Here is a 16,205-nt window from a genome sequence, read left to right as displayed (position 1 = left end):
TGGCGGACGGCCGGGCCGGTGTGACGGGTATTCAGAGAGGAGTGGACGTCAGCTGTCCGCAGAAGCGGCGAACTCTACGAATGCCTGCCACGCGGCCGGCTCGAACGCCAGCTGCGGTCCGCTCTTGTCCTTCGAATCACGGACGTGGATGACCTCGGGCGTCTCAGCGATCTCGACGCAGGCGGTGCCTTCATTTCCGCTGTAGGTGCTCTTGAACCATGTCAGCTCGGCCATGCTCACCGTTCTCCCAGCATCTTCTCGATCAAGGCCAGGGACTCCCCCATGCCGAGCGCCTGCGCCCTGATGCTGCTGTACCGTGCGGCCATGATACGGACTTCCTCAGGATCCGTGATCAACCTATTGACGTGCTGCACCTCGACGAAGGCAATCTGCTGCCGCCCCTTCGGCATCAGCAGAATGAACGAGCCACCCATGCCCGCGTGCTCGGTTCGCTCCAGCGGCATCACCTGCAGTTCGAGGCCTCGCATCTGGCCGACCTTGAGCAGATGCCGGAGTTGCCCCTCGTGCACACCCCAACCACCCATGGGCCGTCGAAGCACGCTCTCGTCGATCACCCAGCTCATCATGGACAGTGGCGCACGCGTCAGGACCTCCTGACGTGCCATTCGTGCCGCAACCCACTTCTCGACCTTGTCGTCCGGCAGCACCGGCTTCCGCATCTCGTACAGCGCCCGGGCATGTGCCTCTGTCTGCAACAGTCCCGGAACGTCCAGCGTGCTGTAGTCGTGGATCTCCACGGCCTGCGCTTCTTCGCTGGTGAACGCCTTGGACCACGCCGGGTGCCGCGTACTTACTCTGATCTTCGCCTTCATGACGTCATCCGCAACCGCTTTGAGCACCCCGCCAGCCCCAAGGAGTTCATCGGCTGCCGTCAGATACTCCACCCTCGGGGTGCGTCGCCCGCGCTCGACCGCCCCGACCATGTCCTCGCCGTAGCCGATCCTTTCGGCCATCTCGCGCTGCGTCAGACCGGCTCGTTCACGGAAGATCTTGATCTGCTTTCCCACCGCACTGAAGAACTCCGCGACCCCCTCCGACCCCTCCGGAAGTTCGCCGTCCTCGAAAGCCACCCGCTCATCGCGAACCACAGCAACCACCCCGTCGTTTCGATCGGTTAATCCTGAGCCCACCGACAGGCCGACACTCCGCGCCCGGACAGCCACTCTCCGTACTTACCGGATGCATGGTCAGGGTACTTCCGAGCCACCAGGCTTTGTCACATGAAGTCCGAAATTCCCCTCGACACAGCGACCACCCGCACCCACAGTGCGCTGCTCACCGCCTCCCCCAAGGGCGCCTCGATCGGCCGCCGGATCGCGAGACAGCAGCTCACCGCCTGGGGTCTCAACTCCCTCGCCACCGATGCCTTCCACTCCGCGCTGCTCGTGGTCGCCGAACTGGCCGCCAACGCCAGCACCCACGGGCGCGTGCCGGGCCGCCGGTTCGAGCTCGCCCTCACCCTCACCACCACACCGCGGGGCGGCACGACGCTGCGCATCGAGGTGTCCGACTGCCGGGGCGACCGGCACCCCGCCGTGCCCGCCTCCTGCGCCGCCCACTCCCAGTCCGGTCGCGGTCTCACGCTCGTCGCCGCGCTGGCCGACCGCTGGGGCAGCATCCCCCGCCACCCCAACGGCAAGACCGTCTGGGCCGAACTCGACCTCCCCCGTGCGGTCTGAACACCGCACGGTTCAGGCCGCCGCGCTCACCCTCCTCCCCCTCGCCCTGCTCCTCGCCCTCACCGCCTGGGCCCTGCCCGTCCGACCCCACGAGCCGCCGGCCCCGGCGACCCTTCACGCCACCGTCCCACCGACCCCATCCCCCTGAGCCCGTCCCCCTGAAGCCGGAGCGGGAAGTCGGGCCGGCCGACTTCCCACTCCACACCGTCCGTTCAGCCGTCGGCCCGAGCACCCGGATCGTGGCCGGTGACGGCGCGGGCGTAGGAGTACAGCGCGCCGATCACCTCGGTGCGCGTACGCCGGCCGGCCAGCACCTCCATCTGGTAACCGTCCTCCATCGCCACGAAGTTGGCGGCCAGCAGACGCGGCGGGTCCGGGAGGAGGAAGTGGCCCTGGGCCTCGCCGAGGACCAGGATGCCCGAGTAGACGGCGATCTGACGTTCCGTCAAGGCGCTGTCCAGCGCGGCCGCCTTGGCGTCCCGCAGGCAGCGCGGCCAGTACTCGAAGAGCAGCCTGGTGAGCGCGTCCTCGGGGCCGGTGGCGACGCCGTGGTCGATGCAGGCCTTCAGTTTGTCGCGGGCGTCGGCGTAGCCGTCCGCCGCCTTCTCGCGCCCCTGGCTGTAGCGCTCGATGGCCTGCTGGTAGGTCTCGTGGACCAGGCCGTCGAGGTCCCCGTAGTAGAGCACGGCGGCGGGCGTGACCCCGGCCTCCTCCGCGATGTCGCGCAGCCGCAGGCCCTCCAGGCCGCGCACCATCAGGGCGCGCTGCACCGCCGCGCCCAGTTCGGCCCGGCGGGCCTCCTTGCCGCTGCCCTTCCTGGCTGCCACTCCCTGCTCCCTCCGAGCTTTCTGTTGTATTCAGATTTAACGATACCTCCTCCCCTCTTGACGGATGCGACGGGCAATCTCTTAAATCTGCGTTTAACAACTCTCCGCCCCCCAGGAGCCCGCCGTGACGACCGACCCTCCCAGCACCGACGTCAGACCGTCCCCGCTGCCGACCCCCGCCGGGAAGGGCCTGCGCACCGGCTCGGTCGGCCTCGCCGCCTCGATCGCGCTCGGCCTCTCCTCCGTCGCCCCGGCCTACAGCATCGCCGTCACCCTCGGCTTCGTGACGCTCGTCGCCGGAGACCTCGCCCCGGCCGCGCTGCTGCTCGGCTTCCTGCCGGTCCTGCTCACCGCCTTCGCGTTCCGCGAGCTCAACCGGGAGATGCCGGACTGCGGCACCACCTTCGTCTGGACCACCCGTGCCTTCGGCCCGGCCGCCGGGTGGCTCGCCGGGGGCTGGGTCGCGCAGGCCGCCACCGTCATCGCGATGACCGCCCTCGCCAAGGTCAGCGCCGGCTACCTGCTGGCCCTCCTCGGTCTGCACGCGCTCGCCGACGGCACCGCCGCCGTCACCGTCACCGCCGTCCTGCTGCTGGCCGGGCTCACCGCGATCGCCTACCGCGGCCTGCACGTCGCGGCCGCCGTCCAGTACGCGCTGCTCGGGCTCCAGTTGCTCGCGCTGCTCGGTTTCGGCGCCGCCGCCCTCGCCCGGCCCGGCGCCGCCACCCCGTCGCTGAGCTGGCTCGACCCGTTCGGCTTCGACGGGTTCGGGCCGTTCGCCCAGGCCGTCCTGCTCTGCCTGTTCATCTACTGGGGCTGGGACGCCCTGATCACCACCAACGAGGAGTCCCGCGACAGCGGCCGCATCCCCGGCCAGGCCGCCGTGATCTCCACCCTCGTCCTGCTGGGGACGTACCTGTTCACCGCCTTCGCCGCGCTCTCCTTCGCCGGCTCCGGCACCGACGGCCTCGGACTCGGCAACCCGGCCAACGCCGACGACGTCCTCGCCGCCCTCGCCCCGCCCGTCCTCGGGGAGGCCCTCGCCCGGGTGATGCAGCTGGCCGTCTGCGTCTCGGCCGCGTCCGCGCTCCTCACCTGCCTGGTCGGCACCTCGCGGGGCACCCTCTCGATGGCCGCGCACGGCGCCCTGCCGCGCGCCTTCGCACGGATCCACCCCCGCCATCTGACCCCGGGCTTCGGCACCGTCTTCTTCGGCACGTCGGCGGCCGGCCTGATCGTCCTGCTCAGCCTGGTGTCGAGCCACTTCCTCGGCGACGCGATCCTCTGCATCGGCCTGCTCATCGCCGGCTACTACGGCACGACCGCGCTGGCCTGCGTCTGGTACTTCCGCGACCGGCTGCGCGACTCCCCGCGTGACCTGCTGCTGCGCGGTGTGCTGCCGCTGCTCGGCGGGCTGCTGATGCTCGCGGCCTTCGTCCGCAGCGCCGCCGACATGGTCGACCCGGCGTACGGCAGCACCTCCTTCCACGGCGTGGGCGGGGTCTTCCTGCTCGGCGTCGGGACCGTCGCTGTGGGCGTGGTGGCGCTGCTGGTCGTGCGCACCCGCCTGCCCGGATTCTTCCGCGACGGCCGCACGACGGTCGCCCGGCTCACGGTCACCGACACCCCCGCCGCGGTCACCGACCCGGACTCCGACCTGACCTCCGACCTGGGCACCGCCCGGACCGCTCCGACCACCCAGACCACCCAGACCACCCAGACCGAGGACTGAGCCACCATGCGCACGCTCGCCATCGCCGCCCTGCAGACCTCGCCCGTCCCCCACGACCTCGAAGCCGGCTGGCAGCGCTTCGCCGACCAGGTCCGGACGACGCGCGCGCTCTTCCCGCACGTCCAGCTCGTCGTCGTCCCCGAGCTGCTGCTCGCCGCCGAGGGCCCGCTCCTGCGGCCGGCCCCCGCCGACTGGATGGAGCACGCCGCCGTCACCGTCCCCGGCCCGCTCACCGACCGGATCTGCGCGCTCGCCGTGGAAACCGGCCTCTGGCTCGTCCCCGGCAGCCTCTTCGAGCGGGACCCGGCGGACGGGCGCGTCTACAACACCGCGATCGCCGTCTCCCCACAGGGCGTGATCGCGGCCCGCTACCGCAAGGTGTTCCCCTGGCAGCCGTACGAACAGACCGCCCCCGGCCACGAGTTCACCGTCTTCGAGATCCCCGGCACCGGCCGGGTGGGCCTGGCCATCTGCTACGACGGCTCGTTCCCCGAGACCTACCGCCAACTCGCCTGGCTGGGTGCGGAGATCGTCATCCAGCCCACCCTCACCACCACCCGCGACCGGGAGATGGAGCTGGTCTGCGCCCGCGCCAACGCCTGGACCAACCAGGTCTACGTGGTCAACGTCAACGCGGCCGACCCGGCCGGCGTCGGCGGCAGCGTCGTCGTGGACCCCGAGGGCATCGTCCGCCAACAGGCCGGCTCCGGCGAGGAGGTCCTGGTCGACGTCCTCGACCTGGACGCCGTCACCCGCGTCCGCCGCCACGGCTCGGCCGGCCTCAACCGCCCGTGGGCCCAGCTCGCCCGCTACGGCGAGACCGTCCGACTCCCCATGTACGGCGGCACCTTCCGCACCCCGGACTGGCTGCGGGAGGAGGAGGCGTAGCCCGGGGGCCCCGCCCCCGCCCGGGCGACCCGGCCCTCCCCGCAGCGCGGATGGGCCGGGCGCTCACCACCCGGTCCGACGGGCCACCCGCCCCGGTCCCCCGCGTCCGCGTCCGCCCAAACCCCGGCCCCCGGAGGCGACGTGGGAAGTCGGACCCGCCGACTTCCCACGTCGCACGCGCTCGTCCCCCACGGCCCCACCGTCTCCGGCTCCTACCAGGGCAGCGGGCCCGCCGCTCCGAAGTAGCCGCCGGTCGGACCGTCCGGCCCCAGCTGGGCCATCCGGACGATGATCTCGGCACCCTGCTCGACGGTCTGCGTGCCCGCGTGCCGGTTCAGGTCCGTCGCGGTGTAGCCGGGCTCCACCGCGTTGATCCGCATCAGCGGGAACGCCTTGGCGAACTGCACGGTGAGCATGTTGACCGCCGTCTTGGAGGCCGGGTAGGCGGCCCCCGGGTAGCCGTGGCCGGCCCGGGTCAGCGAGGCGAGGCCGCTGCTGACGTTGACCACGACCGGCGCGGCGGAGCGCTCCAGCAGCGGCAGGAAGGCGTGGGTCACCCGGACCAGGCCGAAGACGTTGGTGTCGAACACCTCGCGCAGCACGTCGGCGGTCAGCTCCGCCGCGCCGATGATCCCGCCCTCCGGTGACCGCACCTCGATTCCGGCGTTGTTGACCAGGACGTCGAGGCCGCCGTCGGCCTCGACGGTGGCCACGGCGGCGGCGACGGACACGTCGTCGGTGACGTCGAGTTGCACGAACCGGGCGCCGAGCCCGGCCGCGGCCGCCGTGCCCCGCTCGGTGTCGCGTGCGCCCAGGTAGACGGTGTGGCCCGCGGCGATCAGGCGGCGGGCGGTCTCGTGGCCGAGGCCCTTGTTGGCCCCGGTGATCAAGGTTGTCGTCATGGGGCACAGCCTCTCTCCGGGGCGGTGCCGCCGACCACTGGTTTACGACGCGGTCACCGCGCCCGCACGCACGCCCGCACGCACGACCGCGCCGCACCGGGACGACCGGTACGGCGCGGTACGGGATCAGGACTTCGCGTACACCAACGCGCCGCCCACGTACGTCCGTTCGACCCTCGTCTCGGCGATCTCCTCGGCCGGGGCGGCGAAGAAGTCGCGGTCCAGCACGACCAGGTCCGCGAGGTTGCCGACCCGCAGGCTGCCCGCGTCGTCGTGGCCGTTCACATGGGCGGTGCCGGCCGTGTAGGCGGCGAGGGCGGTGGCGAGGTCCAGCCGCTGCTCGGGCAGGAACACCCGGCCGTCGGTCGCCTCGGGCTCCATCCGGTTGACGGCCACGTGCAGACCGGCGATCGGGTCCGGGCTGCTGACCGGCCAGTCGCTGCCGGCCGCGAGGGTGGCACCGGCCCGCAGCAGACCGCCGAACGGGTACTGCCAGGCGGCCCGTTCGGGGCCGAGGAACGGGATGGTGAGCTCGTCCATCTGCGGCTCGTGGGCGGCCCAGAGCGGCTGGATGTTCGCGATCGCGCCGAGCTGGGCGAACCGCGGCAGGTCGCTCGGGTGGACGACCTGGAGGTGGGCGAGGTGGTGCCGGTTGCCGCGCCGGCCGTTGGCGCCCTGCGCGACCTCGATCGCGTCGAGCGCCTCCCGCACCGCGCGGTCCCCGAGCGCGTGGAAGTGCACCTGGAAGTCGAGCGCGTCCAGCGCGGTGACGTAGCCGCACAGCGCGGCGGGGTCGACGAAGCTGAGACCGGAGTTGGCGGTGGCGCAGCCGCAGCCGTCCAGGTAGGGGGTGGTGAGCGCGGCCGTGAAGTTCTCGGCGATGCCGTCCTGCATGATCTTCACCGAGCCGGCCCGGAACCGGCCACCGGTCAACTTCTCGCGCCGGGCGACGAGTTCGGCGATCTGCTCGGCCCCCCGGGCACGGTCCCACCAGAGCGCCCCGGTGACCCGCGCGGTCAGTGTCCCGGCGGCGGCCGCCGCCGCGTAGGCGTCCGACGGGTCCGGCTGGCCGTTGAAGACGCCCAGCAGGGCGTCCTGCCAGCCGGTGATGCCGAGCGAGTGCAGCAGTTCCTGCGCCCGGTGCAGGCCCGCCAGCCGACCGGCCGCGTCGGTCGGCGGGACGAGCCGGGCGACCAGGCCGGTGGCGCCCTCCTGGAGCGTCCCGCTCGGCGTGCCGTCCGGGTCGCGCTCGATCCGGCCGTCGGCCGGGTCGGGGGTGTCCCGGGTGACGCCGGCCAGTTCCAGGGCCCGGGTGTTGGCCCAGGCGCCGTGGTGGTCGCGGTTCACCAGGTAGACCGGGCGGTCGGGGACGACGGAGTCGAGCAGCTGCCGGGTGGGCAGCCCGCCCTCGAAGCTCTCCATCGACCAGCCGCCGCCGGTGATCCACTCCCGGTCGGGGTGGGCGGCGGCGAACGCGGCGACGCGGCGCAGGTACTCGTCGGCGCCGACCGTCCCGGTGAGGTCGCACTCGGCCAGCTCCGCGCCGCCGAAGACGGCGTGGATGTGCGCGTCCTGGAAGCCGGGGATCAGCAGCCGCCCGCCCAGGTCGACGACCTCGGTGCCGGGGCCGATCAGCTCGCGGACCTCGTCGTGGCCCACGGCGGTGATCCGCTCACCGGTGACGGCCAGCGAGGTGGCGCGGGTGCGGGCCGGGTCGCCGGTGTGGACGGGTCCGTTGGTGAAGACCAGGTCGGCCTTGGGCATGGGTGGTGCTCCTGGTGGTTCAGCGGCCGGGGGTCCGGCCGGGGTCGGGGCGGCGGTGGGACGGCGGGGGTCGGCGGGGGTCGGGCGGCGGAGTCAGGCGGCGGGGTCCGGGTTCGGGTCGACGGGGGTCGGGTCGGCGGGCGCGGTCCGGTCGAAGTAGGCGGACTTGCGGTAGAAGCGGGACCACGCGGCGGCCACCAGCCCGGAGCCGATCATCAGCACCGGCACGGACAGGCCGAACCAGCCGTTGTCGGCCGAGAGCTCGAAGTGGTCGGCGGAGTCGTAGAGCATCCAGCAGAGATACCCACCGACCGCCAACAACACCGCCGCGCCGAGCAGCGGTGCCACGACGGCGCGCAGCCCCTCCAGCGGAGCGGTGCGCAGCAGGTGCCGGAACCGCACCGCGGCGGCCAGGGCGGTGAGCGCGTAGTAGAGCGCCACCACGATGCCGATCGCGTTGACCGTCGCCGAGATCAGGTCGTTCACGGTCGGGATGACCAGCGAGAGCACGGCCAGCACGATGGCGGCGCCGGAGATCAGCAGGGTGCCGGCGGCCGGGGTGCCGTAGCGGGGGTGGATCCGGGTCCAGACCGCGCCGAGGGTGCCGTCGCGGCCCATCGCGTACATGCCCCGGGCGGTGGGGATGACGGAGGCCTGCAGCGAGGCCACGGCGGAGAAGGTGAGCGCGATCAGCGGCAGGGCGGCCAGCGGCTGGCGGGCCAGCTTCTCGCCGAGGTAGGTGAGCCCGTGCGCGCCGTTGTCGGCCAGCTCGTCGATCGGCAGCACGCGCTGGAAGGCGGTACCGGCGAGCAGGAAGAGCAGCAGCATCACCACCAGCGCGATGAAGCCGCCCCGGGAGGCGTCGCCCGGCTCGCGGACCTCCTCGCCGATGCTGAAGACCGACTCGAAGCCCCAGTAGCAGAACACCGCCAGCACCATGCCCTGGGCGAGCGCGTCCATGGAGGGGATCGCGAAGGGGTTGTACCAGTCGAGCGAGAACGGCTGGTCACCGGCGAACAGGCCGTACCCGCAGAAGGCCAGCAGCACCACGTACTCGAAGATCAGCAGGTACTTCTGCAGCCGGGCCGCGAGCTCCAGGCCGCGCACCGCGACCAGCGCGGCGGCCACCAGGACGACCATCCCGAGCAGCGTGGCCTGGAGCGTGGAGTCCGCGTCCAGCCGCAGCCCGGCCACCGAGCGGAGGTGCGCCTGGCCGAGCAGCTGGATCAGCGCGGAGCCGGTCACGGTGGTGGTGTAGGCCATGAACACCACGGTGCCGACGGTGTTCACCCAGCCGGTGAGGAAGCCCAGCCAGGGGTTGAGGACCCGGCCGACCCAGGTGTAGCTGCTGCCGGAGTCCGGATCGACGCGGTTGAGCCGCCCGTACGCCCCGGCGATGCCGAGCACCGGGAGGAAGGCCAGCAGCATGATGGCCGGCAGGTGCAGGCCGACGACGCCGGCCATCAGGCCGAGCCCGATGCCGATACTGCTGGTCGCGGCGGTACTGGAGGCGGCGAGAACGACCCCGCCGACCACACCGACGGACTTGCGCATGGGGCCCGCGGGGGTGGGCGCGCCGACTCTCGGGGAGCCGCCGGAGTCCTTGACCGTCGTTGCCAACGGATCACCGCCTTGATCGTGGGGGGGAAGGGGTGGCGGCCGGTACCTGTCCGGCCGTGGCGGCCATGAAAGCCTGGCCGTCCACTCACGTCAATGCTGTTGTCATAAGCGAGGATGCCCTAGGCTCCCCGCCATGACGGAACGCGTGGTCCCCGAACCGCAACGCCGGCGCCGTAAACCGACCAAGCAGGGCACCGTGCTGTCCGAGCAGGTCATCGTGGACACGGCCCTGCGACTGATCGGCCAGCACGGCGCGGCCGCCCTCACCGTCCGCCGCCTCGGCGCCGCGCTCGGCGCCGACCCGAGCGCCGTCTACCGGTACTTCCACAACACCGACGACCTGATGCTGGCCGTCGCCGACGAGCTGATCGGCCGCGCCCAGCACGGCCTGCGGCTCACCGGCGAGTGGCGCGCCGACCTGCGCGAGATCGGCGCCCGCGTCCACACCGCCTACCAGGCCCACCCCCAGGCCGCCCTGCTCGCCGCCCACCGCACCACCGGGCGGGACAACGAGATACGGGCGGTCGAGACCATCCTCGGCGTGCTGCGCACCGCCGGCTTCCCCGACCCGGAGGCCGTCCGGGTCTACCACGCCTTCATCGACCAGGCCCTCGCCTTCGCCGCCCAGGACGCGGCCGCCCTCGCCCTCCCCGGCCCGGCCCGCGCCGCCGACCTCGCCGTCTGGCGCGTCCGCTACGGCCGCCTCGGCCCCGACACCCACCCCCACATCGCCGCCACCGCCGACCTGCTGATCACCGACATGGACCGCAGCGGCTACCCCTTCGCCCTCGACCTGCTCCTGGAGGCCGCCGCCGCCCGGCTCGCGGCACACCGGGCGTAGCCCCGTGCTTTCATGCTCCGGTGGACGACATTCCGATTCCGACTCCGGCTCCGACTCCGACTCCGACCGGCCGCATCCGGCGACGCGACCCGTCCGACCTCGACGCGTGCGTCGAGGTGCTCGCCGCGGTCCATGCCACTGACGCCTACCCGTCGAACTGGCCCGAGCAGCCCGGCGAGTGGCTGACGCAGCCGTCCCTGCTGGGCGCCTGGGTGGCGGACCTGGGCGGCCACGTGGCCGGTCACATCGCCCTGACCCGCAGCGGGCCGGACGACGCGGCACCGGCCCTGTGGAGCCTGCGCGCCGGCGCCCCCGCCGAGGACACCGCGGTGATCAGCCGCCTCTTCGTCTCCCCCACGGCCCGCGGCCACGGGATCGGCGCCCGCCTCATGGCGAGCGCCGTCCGGGACGCCGAGGAGCGCGCCCTGCATCCGGTCCTCGACGTGCTGGCCTCCGACACCGCGGCCGCCGCCCTCTACGAACGCCTGGGCTGGAGCCTGCTCGGCAGCGTCGACCAGCGGTGGAGCCCGACCCGGACCGTGACGGTGCACTGCTACGCCGCCCCGACCTGACCGCCCGGCCTGACCGCCCGGCCACGGGCGGAGGGGGTCGGTTCGGCCCGCTGATCCCGGCCCGACCGACCGGCTAAGGCGTCACGATCGGGAAGTTCGGGTCGAACTCGTCCAGTAGCGAGGCGAGTTCCTCCAGCAGGCGCTCGTCGCCCACCAACTTCACCGCCCCGCTCGCGGCGAGCTTCCCGGCGGCGGCCGGGCGGAGCAGCACCCCGGCGAGGGCCGCCTTCGGCCCGGAGACGGTCAACGGGGCGTCCGGGACCGCCCCCTGGCGGGCGTTGAGCACGCCGCGGTGGACGCGGATGCTCCAGAACTCGTCGCGGTCGGTGAAGTGGAAGCCGATCGACAGGTCGGCGTCGGCCGCCCGGTCGCCGATGACGTGGACGGCGACGAAGTCGAAGAGGATGTCGATCGGCATCGCCAGCACGGTGTCCTCGCTGGCGGTCGCGAACGTGGCCGGCTGGACGCCCTCGCGCAGCTCCTTGGCGGCGGTCAGGAAGATCCCGCGCCACTGCGGCCCCTCCGCCTGGTAGCCCAACTGCTCGTAGGCGTCGGCCTGGAGCTCGCGCGCCGCGCGGTCCTCCGGGCGGGCGAAGACCAGCGTGTGCAGGATCTGCGCGGCCCAGCGGTAGTCGCCCGCCGCAAAGGCGCGCCGCCCCTCGGCCAGGACCTGCTCGGCGCCGATCAGCTCGACGAACCGCCGCGCCGACTCCACCGGCGGGTGCGGGTGCAGCGAGACGGGGTCGCCGTCCCACATGCCCAACTCCTTGGTGAACACGGCCCGGACGTCGTGGTGCAGCGTGCCGTGGTACCCCCGGTTGTGCCAGGCCCGGCCGAGCGCCGGGGGCAGCTCGATCTCCTCGGCCGCCTCCAGCGGCGTGTACCCCTTGTTGGCCAGCCGCAGCGCCTGGTCGTGGATGTACTTGTAGGTGTCGCGCTGCGACTCCAGCAGATCGACGACACCCTCGTTGCCCCACACCGGCCAGGTGTGCGGACCGTAGTGGACCTCGGCGTCGTCCCCCCACCGCTGGAGCGTCTCGTCCAGGTAGCGGGCGAAGTTGCGGGCGTCCCTGGTCCGCGCCCCGCGCAGGGTCTGGATGTTGTGCAGGGAGTGGTTGGCGTTCTCCGCGCAGGTGAGCGCCGCGAGTTGCGGGATCCAGATGTGCATCTCCTCGGGCGCCTCGGTGTCCGGGGCGTAGAGGAACTCGAACTCCAGCCCGCCGAGTTCGCGCCTGGCGCCGGTCTCGGTGATCGGATCGGTCGGCGAGAGGTAGGAGACCGTGACCCCGGGGACGGTGGTGATGCCGATCCCACAGGTGACGCACCCGGTCGCGCTGTAGTCGAGCAGGCTGCCGAAGGCGTAGGACGCGCGGCGCGACATCGCGTTGCCCGCGATGACGTTCTCGCCCAGCGCGTGCTTGTCGAAGGACGCGACGGTGCCGGGAGCGATGATCGGCACCCTGCCCGAGGCGACGTCCGCCGGATCCACCACGCCCTTCACGCCGCCGTAGTGGTCGATGTGGGTGTGGGTGTAGATCACCGCGGCGACCGGCTTGTCGCTCACGTGCTCGCGGATCATGCCCATCGCCTGCGTGGCGGCCTCCACCGAGGCCATGCAGTCGACCACCACCAGGCCGTCCGTGCCCTCGACCACGGTGAGGTTGGCGATGTCGTTGTTGCGGACCTGGTAGATCCCGTCGACCACCTTGTACAGCCCGCCGCGCCGGATCAGCTGCGACTGCCGCCAGAGGCTCGGGTTGACGGTGTCCGGAGCCGGCGCGTCGTCCGACAGGTAGTCGAACCGCGCCGCATCGAAGATCACCCGCCCGTCCGCCGCGTACAACCGGTCCGGGAACGGCGCGATCAGCCCCCGGTCCGCGTCGGCGAAGTCCCGGCGGTCCTCCATCGCGTACTGCGCGACCGCCGCCCGGTTCACCGCGGCGGTCGCGGGCGTGGCGGCCTTGGGGCCGGCCTCGCTGGGTACGGCGTCCTGGGGTGCGGCGTCCTCGGGTATGGCGTGCTCGGGCGTGCGGGCCATGACGGCGCTCCTCGTCTCGGGCTCTCTGCCTGCGCCCCAGGCTTTCCCGCCCCCCGGGGCCCGGCAAGGCCTGTAGGCCGATCGGGTGACAGCCGAGAGCCCGCCGCCGGATGAGCCCGGTGTTCGTCGCCGGCCGGGCTGTGACCGCGACGCGTCAGCCCTCCCGGCCCGCGCCCAGCAGCCGAACGGCCAGCCGGCCCTGGCCGGCGGTGAGCAGCCGGACGACCGGCAGCAGGATCGCCAGGGTGAGCAGCCCGACGGCGAAGTGCGCGGCCCAGGCACCCGCCATGGTCGGGCCGCCCCAGGCCTTGGACACGTCCTGGCCCCACTCCGCCAGCGGGTAGCAGAGCCCGCGCGCCAGGAAGTCCCCCCACAGCACCCCGGTCAGCAGGGCGGCGAACAACTGCAGCGGAACCGCGAGCACGCCGTGCACCAGGCTCCGCACCAGCCGTCCGCGGGAGGGCTCGACGATCGGGGCGCCCAGGAGCCGGACCGCCAGGCCACGCTGCAGCCGGTACGCGGTGGCGGAACGGCCCAGCAGTGCCAGCGGCAGCGACACCAGGCCCACCGGCAGCGACGCCAGGGCGTACGCCGACCGGCGCCAGGTGTAACTGCCGAGCAGCCGATCCACCGTGCGTCCGGCACCCACCAATGCGGCGAGCGGGGGTGCGGGTGCGGGTGCGAAAGTCATCGGAACTGCTCCTCACGAAGGCTTGGCCTGATGAGGGAACGCTAGTTCTCGGGCCACCCGCCATCGTCACACCAGGGAGCCAACTCCGACCCCGTACCCTGGTAGGGGTCGAGCGCCCGGACCGCACCCCGGGCACGGCACGCGTCGCAGGCACGGCAGGCGCCGCGGGTCATGGCGAAGCGGACGCCGGCGAGCTCGACGACTTCGCCGCGTGCAGGTTGACGGCGGAGAGGTAGGCGGTGTCCGAGGCCAGGTCGAAGTAGAGCTCCCCGCTGTCCGCCCGCACCAGGCTGCGATCGAGATCCCCGCTGTGGAGCCACCGCACCCCGGCCGGCACGAAGCCGGCGAGTCCGGCGGGGATGGCGACACGCTCCGGCCCGTCCCCGACGACGACGGCCGTCATCTGCATGGATTCCGTGAGAGCCGCCACCGCACCGGGACCGAGTTGCAGGAGGGCACTCACCCGATAGTCGGTGGGACCGATCGCCCGACTGTCCGAGACCCCGAGGACCTCCTCCTGCCAGTGCGCCTCGACGATCCGGCCGAGCTTCGGCACAGCCCCGGCCAGCGGCTCGGCATCGGTGTGGACCTCGGGGGCCTTCGAGGCCTCGGCCGTCGCACCGGTCGCGGCGTGGCCACCGTCGCAGCCGGTGGCCACGGTCGCCGGCAGCAACACCACACTCGCCACCACGAGCGCCTTCCTACGGTCCGCCACTGCTTCCCCCACCTCGTTCGGAATCCGCCGCCCCCATCACATCACCCGGACGGATCCCGTCAGCGGGTGAGGCACGCGCCGAAGACCCGGGTCACGGCGCCCCTGACGCCCCGATCGCCATCCCCGTCCGGTACAGCTCCACCAACAGCGGACGCAGGGCGCGCCCGGTCTCCGTCAACCGGTGGCTCGTCCGCACCGGGAACCCGCGCCGGCGCTCGCACACCACCAGCCCACGCTCCTCCAACACCCGGAGCCGGTCGGCGAGCACCTTCGGACTGATCTCCGGCAACCGGGAACGCAGTTCACCGAAGGAGAGCGGACCATGCATCAGCTCGCGCAGCACCAGCGTGGTCCAACGCCCCGCGACCGCCGCCAACGCCACCTCCACCGGACACCCCGCCTCCGGACGCGCCGTCCGCCCGTCCGCGTCCGGGACCAACTCAACGTCCCAACTCCGCTGCCCCACGCCCCTTTCCGTTTGGTGACCTACGCGGCCGCCGACTTCACTGCCCTCATGACCCATCCCACCACTGTCCCCCTGACCACCGACGCCTCACAACACCCGGCCGTCTTCGCTGCCGCCTTCAACTCCGGCGACCCGTTGGCCGTCGCCCGGGTCTACGCACCGGGCGCCGTCTTCGTCCCCACCCCCGGCCACCCCGTCACCGGCCCCGAACTCACCCACGCCAACACCGACTTCCTCGCCCTCGGCCTCCCCATCACCGTCCACCCCCGCCACACCTACGTCGCCGACGACATCGCCCTCCTCATCGTCGACTGGACCATCGACGGCCCCGGCCCCGACGGCACCCCCGTCCACCTCGAAGGCACCGCCACCGACGTCGCCCGCCGCGACCCCGACGGCCGCTGGCGCTACATCATCGACAACCCCTTCGGCACGGCGACCGGCTGAACACCGTCGCCATCGCGCCGGAAACACCGTTCCCTTCCGCGCTCCACCTTGCAAGCATGTCGCCATGCAGCCACGCATCCATCAGATAGTCGTCGCCCTCACCACCGCACTGGCAGCGGTAGCGGTCATCTCGTCGGCCGCGTGGTTCTACGACCACCGAGGACCGGGACGCCCGGAAGACTCACCGAACGCCACCCCGACTCCGAATACCACCCGCGCCGTAAAGCTGTGGCCCCCGCCCGACGCCGCCACCGTCTCACGGCTGACCAAGGCTCTGGCAGAAATCGAACCCGAACTGAGGAGCTACGGGACTCCCGGGCTGGACGCTCAAAGCGTCTGCACCGAAATCAGCGGAGGATCGGACGACGCGAGCACCCTCCAGTACACGATGTCCGACTTCGCAGGAGACGGAAGCTTCTTCCTCAGCAAGGAGCAAGGAGCTCGCATCGTGACCGCCGTCCACGAAATCATCTGCCCGAACGCGCGAGCCTGACACCCTTTACCGGGCTCCTGCAGATACGGCCTGCGACGAGAACCGGGAGTTCTCGTCGCAGGCAGCAATCAATCTCCCAACACAGGCTTACCAGTTCTTCGCGGCCACCGAACTACTGCCGCACGAACGGATCGTTCCCGGTATCCACACCGGTCAGCTGCAGGCGCTCCTGACCTTGGTACTTGAACCACTGGAAGAACCGCTCGCACTTCAGGTCACCGGCGGCGGAGGCCAGCTCGACGACCGCACCAGGTCCGGCATCATCAAGTTTCCCGTGACGCCAGGTACCGGTGAACGCGACCGCTACGGGCGACGACGAGCCGCGGCACGCCGCAGGAAGCAAGCTCGCCTCCCCTAGCGTGCCATCGTCCAGGAACTGGATCGTGCCGACACTCGACTTCCATGACCCGACGACCGGGGCGTCACCCTCGACCTCCGCCGCGCACGAAACCGTCAACGGCAGAGCGGACATCAGACAGACCGCCAGCACACGCACCCCTCCGCGGGTG

General features: G+C 72.2%; 18 protein-coding genes. 7 read left to right on the top strand and 11 right to left on the bottom strand.

Annotated elements, in window-relative coordinates; all coding sequences use genetic code 11:
- Positions 1 to 48: 48 nt before the first annotated feature.
- Positions 49 to 234, bottom strand: a complete 186-nt coding sequence (locus tag ACIQTO_RS21090) for a DUF397 domain-containing protein (RefSeq protein ID WP_402390028.1) — start codon at positions 232 to 234, stop codon at positions 49 to 51.
- A 2-nt stretch (positions 235 to 236) separates the two neighbouring features.
- Entirely contained in the window at positions 237 to 1,109 is an 873-nt protein-coding gene (locus ACIQTO_RS21085) for a helix-turn-helix domain-containing protein (protein ID WP_402390026.1), read from the bottom strand.
- A gap of 132 nt (positions 1,110 to 1,241) precedes the next feature.
- On the opposite strand from ACIQTO_RS21085, the gene ACIQTO_RS21080 reads away from it, so the two are divergent.
- The gene (locus ACIQTO_RS21080) at positions 1,242 to 1,700 is read left to right on the top strand and encodes an ATP-binding protein (protein ID WP_402390023.1); all 459 of its coding nucleotides are present in this window, start codon (positions 1,242 to 1,244) and stop codon (positions 1,698 to 1,700) included.
- Between the two features lie 212 nt (positions 1,701 to 1,912).
- Here ACIQTO_RS21080 and ACIQTO_RS21075 read toward each other — a convergent pair whose 3' ends face one another.
- Entirely contained in the window at positions 1,913 to 2,527 is a 615-nt protein-coding gene (locus ACIQTO_RS21075) for a TetR/AcrR family transcriptional regulator (RefSeq protein WP_402390020.1), read from the bottom strand.
- A gap of 124 nt (positions 2,528 to 2,651) precedes the next feature.
- Between ACIQTO_RS21075 and ACIQTO_RS21070 the strand changes: the two genes are divergently transcribed.
- Positions 2,652 to 4,259 (top strand): APC family permease, encoded by a 1,608-nt coding sequence (locus ACIQTO_RS21070; RefSeq protein WP_402390017.1) that lies wholly within the window; start codon positions 2,652 to 2,654, stop codon positions 4,257 to 4,259.
- 6 nt (positions 4,260 to 4,265) lie between these two features.
- On the top strand, positions 4,266 to 5,147 hold the full coding sequence (locus tag ACIQTO_RS21065) for a carbon-nitrogen hydrolase family protein (protein ID WP_402390014.1): 882 nt from the start codon (positions 4,266 to 4,268) through the stop codon (positions 5,145 to 5,147).
- Between the two features lie 212 nt (positions 5,148 to 5,359).
- Here the strand turns inward: ACIQTO_RS21065 and ACIQTO_RS21060 are convergent, their stop codons facing one another.
- The 3 genes from ACIQTO_RS21060 to ACIQTO_RS21050 all read right to left on the bottom strand — a co-directional run bounded on the left by ACIQTO_RS21060 (position 5,360) and on the right by ACIQTO_RS21050 (position 9,433).
- Positions 5,360 to 6,049 (bottom strand): SDR family NAD(P)-dependent oxidoreductase, encoded by a 690-nt coding sequence (locus ACIQTO_RS21060; RefSeq protein ID WP_402390011.1) that lies wholly within the window; start codon positions 6,047 to 6,049, stop codon positions 5,360 to 5,362.
- A 126-nt stretch (positions 6,050 to 6,175) separates the two neighbouring features.
- Positions 6,176 to 7,813 carry an amidohydrolase gene (locus tag ACIQTO_RS21055; RefSeq protein ID WP_402390009.1) on the bottom strand — a complete coding sequence of 546 codons (1,638 nt, stop codon included), beginning with the start codon at positions 7,811 to 7,813 and terminating at the stop codon, positions 6,176 to 6,178.
- 93 nt (positions 7,814 to 7,906) lie between these two features.
- Complete coding sequence (locus tag ACIQTO_RS21050; RefSeq protein WP_402390006.1) at positions 7,907 to 9,433, bottom strand: APC family permease; 1,527 nt, start codon at positions 9,431 to 9,433, stop codon at positions 7,907 to 7,909.
- A 133-nt stretch (positions 9,434 to 9,566) separates the two neighbouring features.
- On the opposite strand from ACIQTO_RS21050, the gene ACIQTO_RS21045 reads away from it, so the two are divergent.
- Positions 9,567 to 10,274, top strand: coding sequence for a TetR/AcrR family transcriptional regulator (locus ACIQTO_RS21045; protein ID WP_402390003.1), 708 nt, complete (start codon positions 9,567 to 9,569; stop codon positions 10,272 to 10,274).
- Between the two features lie 20 nt (positions 10,275 to 10,294).
- Entirely contained in the window at positions 10,295 to 10,846 is a 552-nt protein-coding gene (locus ACIQTO_RS21040; RefSeq protein ID WP_402390001.1) for a GNAT family N-acetyltransferase, read from the top strand.
- Between the two features lie 73 nt (positions 10,847 to 10,919).
- On the opposite strand, the gene ACIQTO_RS21035 is transcribed toward ACIQTO_RS21040, so the two are convergent.
- The 4 genes from ACIQTO_RS21035 to ACIQTO_RS21020 all read right to left on the bottom strand — a co-directional run bounded on the left by ACIQTO_RS21035 (position 10,920) and on the right by ACIQTO_RS21020 (position 14,756).
- The gene (locus ACIQTO_RS21035; RefSeq protein ID WP_402389998.1) at positions 10,920 to 12,884 is read right to left on the bottom strand and encodes an alkyl/aryl-sulfatase; all 1,965 of its coding nucleotides are present in this window, start codon (positions 12,882 to 12,884) and stop codon (positions 10,920 to 10,922) included.
- Positions 12,885 to 13,038: 154 nt separating this feature from the next.
- Complete coding sequence (locus ACIQTO_RS21030) at positions 13,039 to 13,575, bottom strand: hypothetical protein (RefSeq protein ID WP_402389995.1); 537 nt, start codon at positions 13,573 to 13,575, stop codon at positions 13,039 to 13,041.
- Between the two features lie 169 nt (positions 13,576 to 13,744).
- Positions 13,745 to 14,290, bottom strand: a complete 546-nt coding sequence (locus tag ACIQTO_RS21025; RefSeq protein ID WP_402389992.1) for a hypothetical protein — start codon at positions 14,288 to 14,290, stop codon at positions 13,745 to 13,747.
- Positions 14,291 to 14,381: 91 nt separating this feature from the next.
- Entirely contained in the window at positions 14,382 to 14,756 is a 375-nt protein-coding gene (locus ACIQTO_RS21020) for a winged helix-turn-helix transcriptional regulator (protein ID WP_402389989.1), read from the bottom strand.
- 48 nt (positions 14,757 to 14,804) lie between these two features.
- Between ACIQTO_RS21020 and ACIQTO_RS21015 the strand changes: the two genes are divergently transcribed.
- Together ACIQTO_RS21015 and ACIQTO_RS21010 are read left to right on the top strand one after the other, a co-directional pair.
- Positions 14,805 to 15,203: a YybH family protein gene (locus ACIQTO_RS21015; protein WP_402389987.1), complete on the top strand. Its 399-nt coding sequence runs from the start codon at positions 14,805 to 14,807 to the stop codon at positions 15,201 to 15,203.
- A 64-nt stretch (positions 15,204 to 15,267) separates the two neighbouring features.
- On the top strand, positions 15,268 to 15,696 hold the full coding sequence (locus ACIQTO_RS21010) for a hypothetical protein (RefSeq protein ID WP_402389984.1): 429 nt from the start codon (positions 15,268 to 15,270) through the stop codon (positions 15,694 to 15,696).
- Positions 15,697 to 15,808: 112 nt separating this feature from the next.
- Here ACIQTO_RS21010 and ACIQTO_RS21005 read toward each other — a convergent pair whose 3' ends face one another.
- Complete coding sequence (locus tag ACIQTO_RS21005; protein WP_402389982.1) at positions 15,809 to 16,168, bottom strand: hypothetical protein; 360 nt, start codon at positions 16,166 to 16,168, stop codon at positions 15,809 to 15,811.
- Positions 16,169 to 16,205 lie beyond the last annotated feature (37 nt).

Source organism: Kitasatospora sp. NPDC091207 (assembly GCF_044768625.1).
GTDB lineage: Bacteria > Actinomycetota > Actinomycetes > Streptomycetales > Streptomycetaceae > Kitasatospora.
The sequence above is the reverse complement of the archived record's forward strand: the minus strand, read 5'-3'. Positions and strand labels throughout refer to the sequence as shown.

Excerpts from the sequence above, each read along its gene's own strand:
- ACIQTO_RS21090 (WP_402390028.1), bottom strand. The coding sequence starts at position 234 with ATGGCCGAGCTGACATGGTTCAAGAGCACCTACAGCGGAAATGAAGGC.
- ACIQTO_RS21080 (WP_402390023.1), top strand. The coding sequence starts at position 1,242 with ATGAAGTCCGAAATTCCCCTCGACACAGCGACCACCCGCACCCACAGT.
- ACIQTO_RS21065 (WP_402390014.1), top strand. The coding sequence starts at position 4,266 with ATGCGCACGCTCGCCATCGCCGCCCTGCAGACCTCGCCCGTCCCCCAC.
- ACIQTO_RS21060 (WP_402390011.1), bottom strand. The coding sequence starts at position 6,049 with ATGACGACAACCTTGATCACCGGGGCCAACAAGGGCCTCGGCCACGAG.
- ACIQTO_RS21055 (WP_402390009.1), bottom strand. The coding sequence starts at position 7,813 with ATGCCCAAGGCCGACCTGGTCTTCACCAACGGACCCGTCCACACCGGC.
- ACIQTO_RS21045 (WP_402390003.1), top strand. The coding sequence starts at position 9,567 with ATGACGGAACGCGTGGTCCCCGAACCGCAACGCCGGCGCCGTAAACCG.
- ACIQTO_RS21035 (WP_402389998.1), bottom strand. The coding sequence starts at position 12,884 with ATGGCCCGCACGCCCGAGCACGCCATACCCGAGGACGCCGCACCCCAG.
- ACIQTO_RS21030 (WP_402389995.1), bottom strand. The coding sequence starts at position 13,575 with ATGACTTTCGCACCCGCACCCGCACCCCCGCTCGCCGCATTGGTGGGT.
- ACIQTO_RS21015 (WP_402389987.1), top strand. The coding sequence starts at position 14,805 with ATGACCCATCCCACCACTGTCCCCCTGACCACCGACGCCTCACAACAC.
- ACIQTO_RS21010 (WP_402389984.1), top strand. The coding sequence starts at position 15,268 with ATGCAGCCACGCATCCATCAGATAGTCGTCGCCCTCACCACCGCACTG.
- ACIQTO_RS21005 (WP_402389982.1), bottom strand. The coding sequence starts at position 16,168 with ATGTCCGCTCTGCCGTTGACGGTTTCGTGCGCGGCGGAGGTCGAGGGT.